17 protein-coding genes are annotated in these 16940 nt (G+C 74.4%); 7 read left to right on the forward strand and 10 right to left on the reverse strand.

From position 1 onward, the window contains the following. Positions 1–49: 49 nt before the first annotated feature. Entirely contained in the window at positions 50–523 is a 474-nt protein-coding gene (locus GYH36_RS08100) for a hypothetical protein (RefSeq protein ID WP_024841164.1), read from the forward strand. A gap of 51 nt (positions 524–574) precedes the next feature. Here the strand turns inward: GYH36_RS08100 and GYH36_RS08105 are convergent, their stop codons facing one another. Next, positions 575–2026, reverse strand: a complete 1452-nt coding sequence (locus GYH36_RS08105) for an NAD(P)H-quinone dehydrogenase (RefSeq protein ID WP_024841163.1) — start codon at positions 2024–2026, stop codon at positions 575–577. A 119-nt stretch (positions 2027–2145) separates the two neighbouring features. On the opposite strand from GYH36_RS08105, the gene GYH36_RS08110 reads away from it, so the two are divergent. The 6 genes from GYH36_RS08110 to GYH36_RS08135 all read left to right on the forward strand — a co-directional run bounded on the left by GYH36_RS08110 (position 2146) and on the right by GYH36_RS08135 (position 9217). Next, complete coding sequence (locus tag GYH36_RS08110; protein ID WP_162289591.1) at positions 2146–2997, forward strand: purine-nucleoside phosphorylase; 852 nt, start codon at positions 2146–2148, stop codon at positions 2995–2997. Between the two features lies 1 nt (position 2998). Further along, positions 2999–4846 (forward strand): phospho-sugar mutase, encoded by a 1848-nt coding sequence (locus tag GYH36_RS08115; RefSeq protein WP_162289592.1) that lies wholly within the window; start codon positions 2999–3001, stop codon positions 4844–4846. Positions 4847–4985: 139 nt separating this feature from the next. Then, complete coding sequence (locus tag GYH36_RS08120; protein ID WP_162289593.1) at positions 4986–5663, forward strand: zinc ribbon domain-containing protein; 678 nt, start codon at positions 4986–4988, stop codon at positions 5661–5663. Between the two features lie 69 nt (positions 5664–5732). Further along, entirely contained in the window at positions 5733–6794 is a 1062-nt protein-coding gene (gene deoC, locus GYH36_RS08125) for a deoxyribose-phosphate aldolase (RefSeq protein WP_162289594.1), read from the forward strand. Between the two features lie 18 nt (positions 6795–6812). Next, complete coding sequence (locus GYH36_RS08130; protein WP_162289595.1) at positions 6813–8285, forward strand: aldehyde dehydrogenase family protein; 1473 nt, start codon at positions 6813–6815, stop codon at positions 8283–8285. Continuing rightward, positions 8285–9217, forward strand: coding sequence for an aldehyde dehydrogenase family protein (locus GYH36_RS08135; RefSeq protein WP_155098899.1), 933 nt, complete (start codon positions 8285–8287; stop codon positions 9215–9217). The genes GYH36_RS08130 and GYH36_RS08135 overlap by 1 nt, the downstream gene beginning before the upstream one ends. A gap of 66 nt (positions 9218–9283) precedes the next feature. Here the strand turns inward: GYH36_RS08135 and GYH36_RS08140 are convergent, their stop codons facing one another. Genes GYH36_RS08140 through GYH36_RS08180 form a run of 9 tightly spaced genes read right to left on the reverse strand, consistent with a single transcriptional unit; the run spans position 9284 to position 16935 of the window. Next, a complete protein-coding gene (locus tag GYH36_RS08140) occupies positions 9284–10414 on the reverse strand; it encodes an adenosine deaminase (RefSeq protein ID WP_024841156.1) in 1131 nt (376 codons plus the stop codon). 51 nt (positions 10415–10465) lie between these two features. Further along, the gene (locus tag GYH36_RS08145; protein WP_024841155.1) at positions 10466–10705 is read right to left on the reverse strand and encodes an Rv3202a family protein; all 240 of its coding nucleotides are present in this window, start codon (positions 10703–10705) and stop codon (positions 10466–10468) included. A gap of 43 nt (positions 10706–10748) precedes the next feature. Continuing rightward, entirely contained in the window at positions 10749–11705 is a 957-nt protein-coding gene (locus GYH36_RS08150; RefSeq protein ID WP_024841154.1) for a hypothetical protein, read from the reverse strand. After that, the gene (locus GYH36_RS08155) at positions 11702–12049 is read right to left on the reverse strand and encodes a DUF202 domain-containing protein (protein WP_162289596.1); all 348 of its coding nucleotides are present in this window, start codon (positions 12047–12049) and stop codon (positions 11702–11704) included. Before GYH36_RS08155 ends, GYH36_RS08150 begins: the two co-directional genes overlap by 4 nt. Then, a complete protein-coding gene (locus GYH36_RS08160; RefSeq protein ID WP_312028562.1) occupies positions 12046–12489 on the reverse strand; it encodes a YidH family protein in 444 nt (147 codons plus the stop codon). Before GYH36_RS08160 ends, GYH36_RS08155 begins: the two co-directional genes overlap by 4 nt. Continuing rightward, on the reverse strand, positions 12479–13813 hold the full coding sequence (locus GYH36_RS08165) for a thymidine phosphorylase (protein ID WP_115943584.1): 1335 nt from the start codon (positions 13811–13813) through the stop codon (positions 12479–12481). The genes GYH36_RS08160 and GYH36_RS08165 overlap by 11 nt, the downstream gene beginning before the upstream one ends. Before the next feature lie 44 nt (positions 13814–13857). Further along, positions 13858–14322: a cytidine deaminase gene (locus tag GYH36_RS08170; protein ID WP_115942258.1), complete on the reverse strand. Its 465-nt coding sequence runs from the start codon at positions 14320–14322 to the stop codon at positions 13858–13860. A 7-nt stretch (positions 14323–14329) separates the two neighbouring features. Further along, positions 14330–15625 carry an ABC transporter permease gene (locus GYH36_RS08175; RefSeq protein WP_115942257.1) on the reverse strand — a complete coding sequence of 432 codons (1296 nt, stop codon included), beginning with the start codon at positions 15623–15625 and terminating at the stop codon, positions 14330–14332. Beyond that, entirely contained in the window at positions 15622–16935 is a 1314-nt protein-coding gene (locus tag GYH36_RS08180) for an ABC transporter permease (protein ID WP_162289606.1), read from the reverse strand. The genes GYH36_RS08175 and GYH36_RS08180 overlap by 4 nt, the downstream gene beginning before the upstream one ends. Positions 16936–16940: the final 5 nt, after the last annotated feature.

A 16940-nucleotide genomic window follows, 5' to 3' on the forward strand; every position in this document is an offset into this window, starting at 1 on the left:
CCGCGGTCCCCGCCCCCGCCGCGCCGCAGGGCAGGGTTAGGGTCGACGGGTGCGCATCGAGCTGACCGTGACCGAGGCCGTCGAGATCGCGCGCGCGACGGGCGGGCTGCCGCCGTTCGTGCGCTCGGTGATCGGCGAGGGGGACGACGTGCGCGTCGTCGCCGACCTGCGCGAGGTCCCGGACCCGCCGTCGGCGCTGCGGCTCGCCGCGCGCCTCGTGCCGGTCGTGCGCGCGACGCTCCACGTCGAGTCCGTCGTGGCGGGCACGGCCGTCCTCGCGGTCGAGGCGAACGCGGCGGGGCTGCCCGCGCACAAGCTCCTCGGCTTCGTCGAGGCCCCCGTCCAGCGCGCGCTGCGGTCGCGCGGGCTGCCGCCGCAGGCCGTGCGCGTGCTGCCCGAGCTGCGCGTCGCGGTCGACGTGCAGGCGCTGCTGGGGGGCGTCCTCGAGCACACGTTCCCCGGGTTCCAGCTCACCGAGCTCGCGTACGCCGAGGGGAGCCTGCGGCTCGACGGCCGCCTCTGACGAGCCGGCCGCGCGGCCCTCGCCCCGACGGGCCGCGCCGCGCGCCCGCGCTCAGCTCTCGTGCTGGTGGAGCATGCGCGCGACCTCCGCGATCGACCCCGAGAGCGACGGGTAGACCGTGAAGGCGGACGCGACGTCGTCGACCGTGAGCCGGTGCGAGACGGCGAGCGTGATGGGGAACACGAGCTCGCTCGCGCGCGGCGCGACGACGACCCCGCCCAGCACGACCCCCGCCTCGGGGTGCGCGAACAGCTTGACGAAGCCGTCGCGCATGCCGAGCATCTTCGCGCGCGGGTTGCGCGCGAGCGGGAGCATCGTCGTGACGTACTTGCTGTTCTGCGCCTTGAGCCGCTCCTCGCTGTACCCGACGGTCGCGATCTCGGGCGCGGTGAAGATGTTGGCCGCGACGGTCCGCAGCTTGATCGGCGTCACGGCGTCGCCGAGCGCGTGCGACATCGCGACGCGCCCCTGCATCGCGGCGACGGACGCGAGCGGCAGCACGCCCGTGCAGTCGCCCGCGGCGTACACGCCGCGCACGGACGTGCGCGACACCTTGTCGACCTCGACGTGACCGCTCGGGGTGAGCCGCACGCCCGCCTCCTCGAGGCCGATGCCGCTCGTGGAGGGGACGGCGCCGACCGCGATGAGCACGTGGGAGCCCTCGACGACCCGGCCGTCGGCGAGCGTCACGCGCACGCCGTCCGCCGTGCGCTCGGCGGACTCGGCGCGCGAGCGCGACATGACGGTCATCCCGCGCGAGCGGAACACGCCCTCGAGCAGCTCGGCCGCGTCCGCGTCCTCGCCCGGCAGGACGCGGTCGCGGCTCGACACGAGGACGACGTCCGAGCCCAGCGCGTTGTACGCGCCCGCGAACTCGGCGCCCGTGACGCCCGAGCCGACCACGACGAGCCGCTCCGGCAGCTCGGACAGGTTGTAGAGCTGCGTCCACGTGAGGATGCGCTCGCCGTCCGGCTGCGCGGTCGGCAGGACGCGGGGCGTCGCGCCGACGGCGAGGAGGATGACGTCCGCGTCGAGCACGAGCGGGCCGTCGCCGCCGTCGGGCGCGTCGACCACGACGCGCTCGGGGCCGTCGAGCCGACCCTCGCCGAGCACGACGCGCACGCCCTCGCGCTCGAGGCGCGCGTGGATGTCCGCCGACTGCGCGGCCGCGAGCGCCATGACGCGCGAGTTCACGGCCTCCAGGTCGACGATGTGGCGTCGCATCGCGGGGTGCTGCGCCTTCGCGGTGTCGACGGGCAGGCGGATGCCGAGCTCGGCGGCGCGCTCGGCGATGGTCATCCAGTCCGCCGTGGCGATGAGGGTCTTGGACGGGACGACGTCCGTGAGGACCGCCGCGCCGCCGAGGCCCTGCCGCTCGACGACCGTGACGTCGGCGCCGAGCCGGCGGGCGACGAGAGCGGCCTCGTAGCCGCCGGGCCCACCTCCGAGGACGACGATGCGGGTGGCCTGGTGGTCGATGCTCGCGTGCGTCACGCCGGACATTCTGTCAGGCCGTCGCGCCCTGCGGTGTCAGCATGCGAGACGCCCGGGCCGGTCAGGGGCGTGCGGAGGGCGCTCCGCTCGCCGCGTCACGCCTCCCCGGACGGACTAGCCTTGCGACCATGACGACGACGCCTGCGAGCACACCCCCGCTCGACGACCCCGCGACCGACCCGTTCCTCGTGGCCCGGGCCGCGGCCGACCACATCGCGCAGGCCACCGGGGTCGACGGGCACGACATGGCCCTCGTGCTCGGCTCGGGCTGGGGCGGCGCCGCGGAGCTCCTGGGCGAGGTCGTCGCGGAGGTCCCGACGCACGAGATCCCCGGGTTCTCGGCGCCCGCGGTCGCGGGCCACCTGTCGGTGACGCGCTCGATCCGCGTCGAGCGCGCCGACGGCTCCGTGCGGCACGCGCTCGTGCTCGGCTCGCGCACCCACCTGTACGAGGGCAAGGGCGCCCGCGCCGTCGTGCACGGGGTGCGCACGGCCGCGGCGACCGGCGCCGAGACGGTGATCCTCACGAACGGGTGCGGCGGCCTGCGCCAGGAGTGGGGCGCGGGCACGCCCGTGCTGCTCTCCGACCACATCAACCTCACCGGGCGCAGCCCGCTCGAGGGGCCGACGTTCGTCGACCTCACCGACGTCTACTCGCCGCGGCTGCGCGAGCTCGCGCACCGCGTCGACCCGACCCTCCCGGAGGGCGTCTACGCGCAGTTCCCGGGACCGCACTACGAGACCCCCGCCGAGGTCCGCATGGCGGGGATCCTCGGGGCGGACCTCGTCGGCATGTCGACGACGCTCGAGGCGATCGCGGCCCGCCACTGCGGTCTCGAGGTGCTCGGCGTCTCGCTCGTGACGAACCTCGCCGCGGGCATCAGCCCGACGCCGCTCTCCCACGCCGAGGTCATCGAGGCCGGCCAGGCCGCGGGGCCCCGGATCAGCGCACTCCTGGCCGACATCGCGAAGCTGGTGTGACATGACGGACCGTACGACGGGCTACCGGGACGCGGCGGACGCCGCGGACGACCCCGCCTTCGACCCCGGGACCGACCGCTCCGCCTTCCTCGAGCGCGTCGCGGCGTGGATCGACGACGACGTCGACGCGGGCGACCAGGACGAGCTCCGGCGTCTGCTCGACCTCGCCGACTCGCCCGACCCGCGCAAGCACGACGTGCGCGCCGCGGCGCTCGCCGAGCTGCAGGACCGGTTCTCCGGGCCCCTGGAGTTCGGCACCGCGGGCCTGCGCGGCCGCATGGCGGCCGGCCCGCACCGCATGAACCGCGCGGTCGTGATCCGCGCGGCGGCCGGTCTCGGCGCGTTCCTGCTCGACGCGCTCGGGCCCGCGGGCGCAGGCGGGGCGTCGCGCCCGCGCGTCGTCGTCGGGTTCGACGCGCGGCACCGCTCGCGGACGTTCGCCGTCGACAGCGCGGCGGTGCTCACCGCGGCGGGCGTCGAGGTCCTCGTGCTCCCGTCGGCCCTCCCGACGCCGGTCCTCGCGTTCGCGGTGCGCCGGCTCGGCGCGGACGCCGGCGTCATGGTCACCGCGAGCCACAACCCCCCGGCCGACAACGGGTACAAGGTCTACCTCGGCGGCCGCGTCGTCACCGACTCGGGCCAGGGCGCCCAGATCGTGCCGCCCTACGACGCGCGGATCGCCGCCGCCATCGCCGCGGTCGGGCCCGCCCGTGCGGTGCCCCGCGCGGGCTCGGGCTGGACCGTCCTGGGTCACGACGTCGTCGACGCGTACGTGCGCTCGGTCCTCGCGCTGTCCGACGGCGCGCCCCGGCGTCTCAAGGTCGTCACCACCGCGCTGCACGGCGTGGGCGGCGAGACGGTCGCGCACGTGCTGCGCGACGCGGGTTTCACGACCGTCGTGCCGGTCGAGGAGCAGCTCGACCCGAACCCCGACTTCCCGTCCGTGGCGTTCCCCAACCCGGAGGAGCCCGGCGCGATGGACCTCGCGCTCGCCGTCGCGCAGGACGCGGGCGCGGACGTCGTGCTCGCCAACGACCCCGACGCCGACCGGTGCGCCGTCGCGGTGTTCGACCCGCGCGTCGGTACCTACCAGGGTGCGGAGACCGCGCGCTCGAACGGGTGGCGCATGCTGCACGGCGACGAGGTGGGCGCGCTCCTCGGCGACGACGTCGCGCGCCGGGTCGCGGCCTCCGGCGGTCAGGGCGTCCTCGCGTGCTCGGTGGTGTCCTCGCGACTGCTCGGGAAGATCGCGGCCGCGCACGGGCTCGGCTTCGCCACGACGCTCACCGGCTTCAAGTGGATCTCCCGTGTCGACGGGCTCGTGTTCGGCTACGAGGAGGCGCTCGGCTACTGCGTCGACCCGGCGCACGTGCGGGACAAGGACGGCATCAGCGCCGCGCTGCTCGTCGCGCAGCTCGCGAACCGCCTCAAGGCGGAGGGCCGCACGCTCGTCGACGCGCTCGACGACCTGGCGCGCCAGCACGGCCTGCACGTGAGCGACCAGCTCTCCGCGCGGTTCACCGACCTCGACCGCATCGGCGACACGATGGCGCACCTGCGCTCCGCTCCCCCGCGCACGCTCGCGGGCGCCGGCGTCTCCGACGTCGCCGACCTGTCGGCCGGTCTCGACGGCCTGCCGCCGACCGACGGGGTGCGGATCCTCACCGCCGACGGCACGCGCGTCATCGTGCGCCCGAGCGGGACCGAGCCGAAGGTGAAGTGCTACCTCGAGGTCGTGCTGCCCGTCGCCCCCGACGCGTCCCACGACGACCTCACCGCGGCCCGCGCCACCGCGCGCGACCGCCTCGACCGCGTGAAGGCGGACATGCAGAGGGCGCTCGGCATATAGAGAGTCCTGCCCACGAGCGTTCGCCCGCTGCGGCGTGCGACCGGCCAAGATGGCGGGGCACAGCCTCGCCGTCGAGGCGATGTCAGTGCCGCACGACAGAATCCCCTGCGAGTTCAGGATGCCGTCGTAGGGGGACGAAATGATGACATGCCGATCGTGCGGACAGGCGCAGGACGAGCAGGCTCGGTTCTGCAACAACTGCGGTACCCCGCTCGTAACAGGGCCAGCCGGGACGGAAAACAGCGTCCACGAGGCCCGCGTCACCGGTTCGATCTATCAGGCGGGTGGCGACATCACCGTCGCCCCGTCGGTTCCCGACGAGCCGTCGGCGAGGTACGCCGTCAAGTGGCACTGGGCGAGCCCACTCACCCAGTCAGTTCTGGGCTGGGCCAGCCTCGCGCTCGGGATCGTCTCGCTCGCCGGTGGGGCATCAGTGTTCACGCCTCTGATCCGGTCGCTGAACGCCGGTCGCCTGGCTCCCTCGACCGAACCATGGGCAGTAGCAGTGTTCCTCGTGTGCGCCGCCGGTGCGATCGTCACCTTCGCGCTACGACGGGTCGCGAAACACGAGACTCAGCACGTCGGGCCCTCTTTCCTTCCCGCTCTGACGGGATGGAACCATCGGCTCGGGCTCGCACGGTTCACCGGGGAGTGCCCGACCTGCCGAGGCGCCCTTCGCTTCTACAACAAGCCCCTGCAGTGGCTCATTCACGCTGACGGGTCTCGAGGCAAAGTGATCGAGCGCGCGATGGTCGCGGAGTGCGAGCGCAGCGACAAACACTGCTGGTTCCTCGACAGGGCCGAACCCGTCGCCTGACACCGGAGCCGACACTGGAGCCTCCGGCCGGTCGGCTCGCCGAGGCGTACCGACGGGTAACCTGGTGCGATGAGCACAACGACACCGACGTCGGTCGCCGAGACCGGCCGGGCGGGCACCGGGACGGCGCCGGCGACCCCGGGCGCCGCCGACCGGTCCGCCTCCGAGATCGCCGATCTCGCGCGCTCCGTGACCGGGTCCGCCAGCCTCGACGACACCGCCTGGCGGCGCTACCTCCACGGGCTCCCGGGCGTCGACAAGGTCGGCGCGGACGGCCGCGCGGCGGCGCTGAGCACGCGGTCGATCAAGACGACCTCGAAGGCCTGGGCGCTCGACACGATCATCCGCATGGTCGACCTCACGACGCTCGAGGGCGCGGACACGCCCGGTAAGGTGCGCGCGCTCGCCGCGAAGGCCGTGCGCCCCGAGCCCGCGGACCCGACCTGTCCCTCCGCTGCCGCCGTGTGCGTGTACAACGACCTCGTCCCCGTCGCCGTGGAGGCGCTCGCCGGGACGGGCGTCAAGGTCGCCGCCGTCTCGACCGCGTTCCCCTCCGGGCGCGCGAGCCGTGCGGTGCGCCTCGCGGACACGCGCGACGCCGTCGAGGCCGGCGCGGACGAGATCGACATGGTCATCGACCGCGGCGCGTTCCTCTCGGGTCGCTACTCCCAGGTCTACGAGGACATCGTCGCCGTGCGCGAGGAGTGCCGGGCGAACGGGCACCACGCGCACCTCAAGGTCATCCTCGAGACGGGCGAGCTCGCCACGTACGACAACGTGCGCCGCGCGTCCTGGCTCGCGATGCTCGCGGGGGCCGACTTCATCAAGACGAGCACCGGCAAGATCTCGCCCGCGGCGACGCTCCCGGTGACGATCGTCATGCTCGAGGCCGTGCGCGACTTCCGCGCGCTGACGGGCGTGCCGATCGGGGTCAAGCCCGCGGGCGGCATCCGCACGTCGAAGGACGCCATCAAGTACCTCGTCGCGGTCAACGAGACCGCGGGCGCCGACTGGCTCGACCCCGACTGGTTCCGGTTCGGGGCGTCGTCGCTGCTCAACGACGTGCTCATGCAGCGCAACAAGCTCGCCACCGGCACCTACTGGGGCCCCGACTACGTGACCGTCGACTGAGCGGGACTGAAGGACACCATGACCACCACAGCCAGCACGGCCGGCTCGCCGTTCGAGTACGCGCCGGCCCCCGAGTCGCGCTCCGTCGTCGACATCGCGTCGTCGTACGGCCTGTTCGTCGACGGCGAGTTCACGCCCGCGTCGGACTCCGGCTCGTTCAAGACCGTCAACCCCGCCACCGAGGAGGTCCTCGCCGAGGTCGCGGAGGCGACCGAGGAGGACGTGGACCGCGCCGTCCGCGCCGCGCGCCGCGCGCAGGAGAAGGTGTGGGGACCCATGCCGGGCCGCGAGCGCGCCAAGTACCTGTTCCGCATCGCCCGCCTGCTCGCCGAGCGCTCGCGCGAGTTCGCGGTGCTCGAGACGCTCGACAACGGCAAGCCGATCCGGGAGTCGCGCGACGTCGACGTCCCGACGGCCGCCGCGCACTTCTTCTACTACGCGGGCTGGGCCGACAAGCTCGAGCACGCCGGGTACGGGCCGGACCCGCGACCGCACGGCGTCGCCGCGCAGGTCATCCCGTGGAACTTCCCGCTGCTCATGCTCGCGTGGAAGATCGCGCCCGCGCTCGCGACGGGCAACACCGTCGTGCTCAAGCCCGCCGAGACGACGCCGCTCACGGCGCTGCTCTTCGCGGACCTGCTGCGCCAGGCCGAGCTGCCGCCCGGCGTCGTCAACATCGTCACGGGCGCGCGCGCCACGGGCTCGGCCCTGGTCAACCACCCGGACGTGGACAAGATCGCGTTCACCGGCTCGACCGCCGTCGGCAAGCGCATCGCGAAGGAGATCGCGGGCACGCGCAAGCAAGCGACGCTCGAGCTCGGCGGCAAGGCCGCGAACATCGTGTTCGACGACGCGCCGGTCGACCAGGCGATCGAGGGCATCGTCAACGGCATCTTCTTCAACCAGGGCCAGGTGTGCTGCGCCGGCTCGCGCCTCCTCGTGCAGGAGACGATCGCCGAGGAGCTCGTGGAGCGGCTCAAGGCGCGGCTCGGCACGCTGCGCGTGGGCGACCCGATGGACAAGAACACCGACGTCGGCGCGATCAACTCGCCGCAGCAGCTCGCGCGCATCACCGAGCTCGCCGACGCCGGCACGGCCGAGGGCGCGACGCGCTGGAGCCCGGACTGCGAGCTCCCGTCGTCGGGATACTGGTTCGCCCCGACGCTCTTCACGGGCGTCTCCGCCGCGCACCGCATCGCGCGGGAGGAGATCTTCGGCCCGGTGCTCAGCGTCCTGACGTTCCGCACGCCCGCCGAGGCGGTCGCCAAGGCGAACAACATCCCGTACGGCCTCTCCGCGGGGATCTGGACGGAGAAGGGGTCGCGCATCCTCTGGATGGCGGACCAGCTGCGCGCGGGCGTCGTGTGGTCCAACACCTTCAACCGGTTCGACCCGACCAGCCCGTTCGGCGGCTACAAGGAGTCCGGCTACGGACGCGAGGGCGGCCGGCACGGCCTGGCGCCCTACCTGATCGAGGGGAGCACGTACTGATGGCCCGCACGACGAAGGCGCTCACGACGACGCGCACCGCGCCCGAGCGCCTGGGCGTGCGCAAGACGTACAAGCTCTACGTGGGCGGGAAGTTCCCCCGCAGCGAGTCGGGCCGCACGTACGAGGTGACGGACGCCAAGGGCCGGTTCCTCGCGAACGTCGCCCAGGGCTCGCGCAAGGACGCGCGCGAGGCCGTGGTCGCGGCGCGCGCGGCGCAGGCGACGTGGGCGGGCGCGACGGCGTACAACCGCGGCCAGGTGCTCTACCGCGTGGCGGAGATGCTCGAGGGGCGCCGCGAGCAGTTCGTCGCCGAGGTCGCCGCGGGCGAGGGCCTGCCCGTCCGCCAGGCCGAGCTCGCGGTCTCCGAGGCGATCGACCGCTGGGTCTGGTACGCGGGCTGGACCGACAAGGTCGCGCAGGTCGCCGGCTCGGCCAACCCCGTCGCGGGCCCGTACTTCAACTTGTCGTCACCCGAGCCGACGGGCGTCGTCGTGGTGCTCGCCCCGCAGCGCTCGTCGCTGCTGGGCCTCGTCTCGACGATCGTCCCGCCGCTCGTCACGGGTAACTCCGTGATCGTCGTGGCCAGCGAGCGGCGGCCGATCCCGGCCGTGACGCTGTCCGAGGTGCTCGCCACGTCGGACGTCCCCGGTGGCGTGGTCAACGTCCTCACGGGCTTCACCAAGGAGCTCGCTCCCCCGCTCGCGTCGCACCTCGACGTCAACGCGATCGACCTCGCGGGTGCCGTGGGCGCCGAGGGCGTCACGTGGGGCGAGGTCGAGGCCGCCGCGGCCGACTCGGTGAAGCGCGTCCTGCGACCCGCCCCGGGCCGCCGTGGCGAGGACGCCGAGCCGGACTGGACCGAGGCCCCGCGCCCGCAGCGCATCCTCGCGTTCACCGAGACCAAGACCGTCTGGCACCCGAAGGGCGTCTGACCGCACGACGACGGTGCCGTGATCGCCTCGATCACGGCACCGTCGTCGTGCGCACCGACCGGTCGGTCAGAGCTGCGCGCCCTGGACCTCCTGGAACCCCGGGAGGATCACGTCGTCGACGAGCGCGCGGCGCTCGTCGTGGTGGACGAACGCGCTCCACGCGGCGGTCATCGTGACGTCGGCGAGGTCGTCGACCGTCCACCCCGCGTGCTCGACGAGCAGGGCCATCTCCTGCGTCATCGTCGTGCGCGACATGAGCCGGTTGTCGGTGTTGAGCGTGACGGCGAAGTCGAGCTCCTTGAGGCGCGTGATCGGGTGCGCGGCGATCGACGCCGCCGCGCCCGTCTGCACGTTCGAGGACGGGCACAGCTCGAGCGGGATCTGGTGGTCCCGGACCCAGTGCGCGAGGAGCCCGAGCGCGGCGGTGCCGGACTCGCCCTCGGCGCTGTGGGGGAACTCGGGGTCGAACGTGATGTCCTCGACGATCCGCACGCCGTGCCCGATGCGGCTCGCCTGCCCGAGGTGCACCGCCTCGGCGATCGACCCGGGGCCCGCGGCCTCGCCCGCGTGGATCGTCACGGGGAAGTCGTTCTCCGCCAGGTAGCGCCAGATCTCCGCGTGGCGCGAGGGCGGGAAGCCGTCCTCGGCGCCCGCGATGTCGAACCCGACGACGCCGTTCGCACGGTTCGCGACGGCGAGCTCGGCGATCTCCTGCCAGCGGTCGGCGTGGCGCATCGCGGTGACGAGCTGACCGACGCGGATGGTGCGGCCCTCGGCCGCCGCCTCGGCGACGCCCTGCTCGATGCCGGCCTGCACGGCGTCGACGGTCTCCTGGAGCGTGAGGCCGCGCTGGAGGTGCTGCTCGGGCGCCCAGCGCTGCTCGGCGTACACGACGCCGTCGCGCGCGAGGTCGAGCACGGCCTCGCGCGCCACGCGGGCCAGCGCGGCGGGGGTCTGCATGACCGCGATGGTGTGGTCGAAGGTCTCGAGGTAGCGCACGAGCGAGCCGGAGTCGGCGGACTCGGCGAACCACGCCCCGAGCGACTCGGCGTCGTCCGCCGGGAGCTGGTGCCCCACGTCGGCGGCGAGCTCGAGGACGGTCGCGGGGCGCAGACCGCCGTCGAGGTGGTCGTGCAGCACGACCTTGGGCAACGAGCGGATGACGTCGACCGTCAGGGGGGCGTTCTCGGTGGTCATGCGCTCACGGTACCGGCCGGTACGCGCGCGTTCGCGCCGAGGGCCGCGCGGTCAGGCGTAGTCGTCGTCGTCGGTGGGCACGGTCGACGCCTGCTCGACGACGTCGGCCTCGTTCGCCTCGCCCTCGAGGTCGGGGCGCGGGGTGCGGGGCGTGTACTCGTCGATCTCGTGCTCGGTGTCCTCGACGCCCGGGCCCGGGTCCTCGACCTCCTCGACGAGGCTCACGACCTCGTCGTCCGGCTCGGCGAGTCCGGCGTCTCGCCATGCGTCGTTCCCGGGCACGGTGCTCATCGCGTCTCCTCACCTGACGGTCGGCGCACCACGGTCGTGGCGGCTACGCCCATCCTGCGTCGGGGCGAGCGCTCTCGCCAGCCCGGCCCGCGGGCAGGAGCGCCCAGCACACGTGCGGCCAGCCCCCGAGCGCGCGGCGCGCCACGGGCACCCGGACTGCTTCGTGGAGGGCGGCGGCCGGGAGGTCGTGCAGCGTGCCCGACGACGGCTCGTAGACGGTGCAGCGCCGCGCCTGCGGGTCGGCGCGCGTGAGCAGGACGACGTGCCGCGGGACGGCGGTCGCTATCCCGTGCGCGAGGTCGCCGCCGGTGAAGAGCGGCACGGGCACGCCGCGTGCCGCGGCGACGAGCGCCGCACGGAGCACGGGGCCGCCGTCGGCGTCCTCTCCCCCGGCGACCGTGCGCTCGACGAAGCGGACGTCCGCGTGGCGCGCGACGCGCGCGGCGCCCCAGGGCGGCGTCCCGAGCGCCGCGGGCCACGGCAGCGGGCCGAGCGAGCGCGCGTTGGTGCGCCGCTTGACCGCCTGCTGCAGCGCCCGGAAGCGGGCCGTGCTCTGCGCGGGCGTGCTCCGCGGCGGGGTGGTCCCGCCGGGCCGCAGCCCGGTCGTGAGCCAGAGCGCGAGGACCGGGTCGCCCGCGGCGGCGAGCAGGCCGAGGACGGCCGAGCCGCACGTCGTGCCGTCGGTCTGCCGGGCGCGCGCCCCGCCGAGCTCGAGCGCCCGGACGCGCGGGGCGTCGTCGTGCCCGCCCGACGGCGCGAGACGGCCCAGCGGGTCGACGACGGCACGGCGGGCCGCCGGGTCGAGCGCGCGGAGCGTCCGGGCGAGCGCCTCGACGCGCTGCTCCGGGTGCCCCGCGCGGCGCGCGAGGTCGAGCGCGTGCCGCGGGTCGGCGTCGGGCACGTAGGCCCCCGCGGGCGGTGGGGCAGGCAGCCCGCGCGCGGGGCCGAGCCGCGCCACGTCCGTGATCCGCAGCGCGCCGAGCACGTCCCGGAGGCTCATGCGGCGCCCGCACCGCGCCCGAACGCCCACACCGCGCCCACGAGCGCGAGCGCGACGACGAGCGCGACCACGCGCACGAGGAACGCGAACGAGTGGAGCCGCCCGTCGCCGGGGAGCCCGCCCGACGGGGCCCGCAGGACCGCGGGCACGAGCGCGAGGACGCCGACGGCGGCCGCCGCGCACACCGTGACCGTGGAGCCCGCGCGCAGCCCTGCGCCCGCGAGCACCAGCGACCCCAGCACCACGCCGAGGACCGTGCGCTGCCACGACAGGGCGGTGCGCTCGGGCTGCAGCCCCTCGTCGCGGGGCGGCGGCCCGGCAGCGGGACCGGGGTCCGTGGTCACGGCCAGGTCGCCGATCCGACGGCGTACCCGGCGAGGAGCACCGCGAGCACGACGACCCCGGTCACGAGCACCGGCAGCCCGCTCGGGGCGGGCAGCGGCTCGCGCAGCCGCAGCGCACGCTCGTTGCGCCGCCACGACACGAGCGCGTACCCTGCGAAGCACGCGCCGACGAGGCACGCGACGCCCGCGACGACGTCGAGGACGCCGGGCATCCCGGCGAACGTCGCGAACGACGTCAGCGCGACGCCACCCGCGACGAGCCCGAGTCCGGTGCGCACCCACGCGAGCGCCGTCCGCTCGTTCGCGAGGCTGAACCGGGCGTCCGGCTCCGTCCCGACCCCGTAGACGGACCGGGGTCGCCGTGTGTCGGGACGCTGGCCGGCGCCCTCCGCGGCGCCCTGGTCGTCCGCCGCCACCCCGGTCCCGCGCTCAGTCGACACGGTCGAGGACGACGGGGCGCCGCTCGACGACGGTGCCGGGCGCCGCGATCGACCACCCGCCCTCGAGCGCCTGCACGGCACGCTCGAAGCGCTCGGGCGTGTCGGTGTGGAGCGTCATGAGGTGCTGCCCCTTGCGCACGACGTCGCCGGGCTTGGCGAACAGCTCGACGCCCGCGCCGGCCTGCACCGGGTCCTCCTTGCGCGCGCGGCCAGCGCCGAGCCGCCACGCGGCGACACCGACGGCGTACGCGTCGAGACGCTCCAGCACGCCGTCGCGGTCCGCGACGACGTGCTCGCGCTCGCGCGCCACGGGCAGCGGCGCGCGCGAGTCGCCGCCCTGCTCGGCGATCATCTCGCGCCACTTGTCGAGGGCACGACCGCCGACGAGCGCGTGCCGCACGTCGTCCTCGTCCTGCGGACGGCCCGCGCCGGCGAGCATCTCGAGCGCGAGCGCGACCGTGAGGTCGACGACGTCCTGCGGCCCCTCGCCCTTCATCACCTCGACGGACTCGCGCACCTCGAGCGCGTTGCCCGCGGTGAGCCCGAGCGGCGTGGACATGTCGGTGAGCAGCGCCACGGTCCGCACGCCCGCGTCGCTCCCGAGGTCCACCATCGTGCGCGCGAGCTCGCGCGCCGAGTCGAGCTCCTTCATGAACGCGCCGGAGCCGACCTTCACGTCCAGGACGAGCGCGCCCGTACCCTCGGCGATCTTCTTGCTCATGATCGAGCTCGCGATGAGCGGGATCGACTCGACCGTCCCCGTCACGTCGCGCAGTGCGTACAGAAGGCGGTCCGCGGGCGCGAGGCCCGAGCCCGCCTGGCAGATCACGGCGCCCACGTGCTCGAGCGCGTTCATCATCTGCTCGTTCGTCAGCGCCGCGCGCCAGCCGGGGATCGCCTCGAGCTTGTCGAGCGTGCCGCCGGTGTGGCCCAGGCCGCGGCCCGAGAGCTGCGGCACCGCGACGCCGTACACCGCGACGAGCGACGCGAGCGGCAGGGTGATCTTGTCGCCCACCCCCCCGGTCGAGTGCTTGTCCGCCGTCGGGCGCGAGAGCCCGGAGAAGTCCATGCGCTCGCCGGACGCGATCATCGCCTGGGTCCAGCGGCCGATCTCGGTGCGGTCCATGCCGTTGAGGTAGATCGCCATCGCGAGCGCGGCCATCTGCTCCTCGGCGACGACGCCGCGCGTGTAGGCGTCGATCACCCAGTCGATCTGGGCCGGCTCGAGCCGCTGCCCGTCCCGCTTGGTCCGGATGACGTCGACGGCGTCGAACGGCTCGGGCGCGGGGCCCTCCCCCTCGGCACGGTCCGCGTCGCCCGGCACGTCCTCGTTCTCGGTCCCGTCCTGCCGGTCCGCGTCGTCGCTGGTCACGGGCGCTCCTCCAGATCCTCGGGCCCGAAGGCGTCGGGCAGCACGTCCCTCATCGTCTTGATACCACGCACGGTGTCGACCAGCAGGTCGGGTCCCCCGTGCTCCCACAGGAGCTGGCGGCAGCGCCCGCACGGCATGAGCGTCTCCCCGTTGCGGTCCACGCACGCGAACGCCACGAGACGGCCACCGCCCGAGCCGACGAGCGCGCTCACGAGCGAGCACTCGGCGCACAGCGTCACGCCGTAGGCGGCGTTCTCGACGTTGCACCCGACGAGCACCCGGCCGTCGTCCGCGATCGCGGCCGCCCCCACGGGGAAGCCCGAGTACGGCGCGTACGCGCGCGTCATGATGTCGCGCGCCGCGGCGCGCAGCGCGTCCCAGTCGACCGCCGGCCCGGCGGCGGGCCCGCCGGGGCCCGTCCCCTCGCCCGGCCGGGCTCCGCCGTCGTGCACGTGCGTCATGCGGTCCTCACTTCACGTAGGGGATGCCCTCGGCGGCGGGCGGGCGCACGCGCCCGACGAGGCCGGCGACGGCGAAGATCGTCACGACGTACGGCGTCATGAGCATGATCTGGCTCGGGATCGGCGTCCCGACGATGCCGAGCACGGTCTGGAGGTTGTCGGAGAACCCGAACAGGAGCGCCGCGACGAGCGCGCCCACCGGGTTCCAGCGCCCGAGGATCATCGCCGCCAGGGCGATGAAGCCCTTGCCGCCCGTCATCTCCTTGCCGAACGCGAGGCCCGCCGCGACGGTGAAGAACGCGCCGCCGAGGCCGGCGACCGCGCCGCCGAGGATCGTGTTGCGCACGCGCGTCGCGTTGACCTTGATGCCGACGGTGTCCGCCGCCTTGGGGTGCTCGCCCACCGCGCGCAGGCGCAGGCCCCAGCGCGAGCGGAACAGGAACACCTGCAGGAGCGCCACGACGACGTACATGATGTAGACGAGCAGCGTCTGGCGGAACAGCACCGGGCCGACCACGGGGATCTGCGACAGCACCGGGATCTCGAGGACGGGCAGCGGCGTGCGCGTGTTCCACGTCCCCGGGTCCTCGGTGAGCACCGTCGAGTACAGGTAGCTCGTCACGCCCACGACCAGCACGTTGAGCACGACGCCGACGATGATCTGGTTCACCCAGTACTTGACCGAGAAGATCACGAGCAGGACGCCCACGAGCGCGCCCGCGATCGGCGCCGCCACGAGGCCCGCGTACGCGGACGACGTGAGCGACGCGACGACGGCCGCGAGGAACGCGCCCGCGAGGAGCTGGCCCTCGATCGCGATGTTGATGATGCCGACGCGCTCGCACAGCACGCCCGAGAGCGCGCCGAACACGAGCGGCACGGCGAGGAACAGCGAGCCCTGCAGGAGTCCCGTGAGCGGGATCGCGGCCTTGCCCGCGCCGGCCCAGGACAGGAACGCGAAGACGACGAGGACGCCGAACACGATGGGCAGCCAGATGCCGACCTTGCGCCGGTCGCGCGCCGCCCAGAAGGACAGGCCCGCGAGCAGCAGCGCGAGGATCGACAGGAAGAGGGCCGCGCCCGTCGAGCTGACCGTGATCGGCTCGATCTGGAAGAAGTCGTTCGCGGTCGAGAGGCGGAACGTCGTCTGCTGCCCGCCCGCGGGCAGCAGCGCGAAGAACACGAGCGAGAGCAGCCCGATGACCGCGTAGGCGATCGGGGCGCGCCAGCTGATCGGCGGGAGCGGCTTCGCGGCGCGCGGGGCGGCCGGGGCCGCGGGAGCCGTGGTGGTCGCGGTGCTCATGCGCCCGCCTCCTGCGTCGTCGGGGTGGTCGAGGACGTCGCGCGCGCCCGGCGGCGCGCGGCGTGGCGCTCCGCGCGCGTCGGGCCGCCCGGCGTCGGGAGCCGGAAGATCGCGCGCACGAGCGGCGGGGCGGCGATGAACAGCACGATGAGGGACTGGACGACGAGCACGATGTCGATCGGCGTGCCCGTGCGGGCCTGCATCGCGAAGCCGCCGGCCCGCAGCGCGCCGAACAGCAGGCCAGCGAGGACCGTCCCGAGCGGCCGCGAACGACCGAGCAGGGCGACCGTGATCGCGTCGAACCCGAAGCTCGCCGCGACGCCGGCCGTGAGCACCTTCTCCGTCCCGAGCACCTGCGCGGCGCCGCCCAGGCCGGCGAGCGCGCCCGCGATCGCCATGACCCAGACCGTCACCCACGCGACCGAGATGCCGGCCGTCCGCGCGGCGTGCGGGTTCTCGCCGACCGCCCGGAAGCGGAAGCCGAGCGTCGAGCGCTCCATGAGCCACCACACGCCCACCGCGGCGAGCAGCGCGAGCAGGAAGCCCAGGTGGAGGCGGAAGCCCTGGCCGAGCACGAGCGGGAAGGTCGCCGAGCCGGGGATCGGCGGGCTGATCGGGTTGCTGCTGCCCGGGCGCTGGAACGCGGGCGTCGTGAGCAGGTACGCCACGAGGTACACCGCGATGTTGTTGAGCATGATCGTGACGATCACCTCGTGCGCGCCGGTGCGCGCCTTGAGGACGCCCGCGATGCTGGCCCAGATCGCGCCGCCGAGCGCGGCGCCGAGCACCGCGAGGAGCAGGTGCAGCCCCGGCGGGAGCGAGAACGTGAACCCGATGAACCCGGCGAAGATGCCGCCGAGGATGATCTGGCCCTGCGCACCGATGTTGAACAGGCCCGCCCGGAAGCCGATGCCGAGGCCGAGACCGGCGAGGATGAGCGGCGTCGACACCGTCATGGTCTCGGTCAGCGGCCGCAGCGCGCGCTGCAGGTCGGGGGCGGAGAAGTTGACGACCGCGCCCTGGAAGAGGGCGCTGTAGGCGCCGAAGACGGCGCTCCACACGGCCTCGAAGAAGTCCGACGGCCGCGCGAAGAGGTACGTCGCCGCCTGCTGGACCTCGGGGTCGGCCGCGGCGATGAGGACGCCGCCGAGCACGAGGGCCGCGACGATCGCGAGCAGCGACACGAGCCAGCTGCTCTCCAGCATCTGCCGCAGGATCGTCTGGCCCGCGGGCGGCTCCGTCGCCTGCTCCGTGTGGCTGGGAGGCGCGGCGGTCGGCGGCACGACCGGCGTGCCGGCGTCGTCCGGCATGGCCT

This window comes from Cellulosimicrobium composti, assembly GCF_010287905.1.
In the GTDB taxonomy this organism is placed as follows: Bacteria; Actinomycetota; Actinomycetes; order Actinomycetales; family Cellulomonadaceae; genus Cellulosimicrobium; species Cellulosimicrobium composti.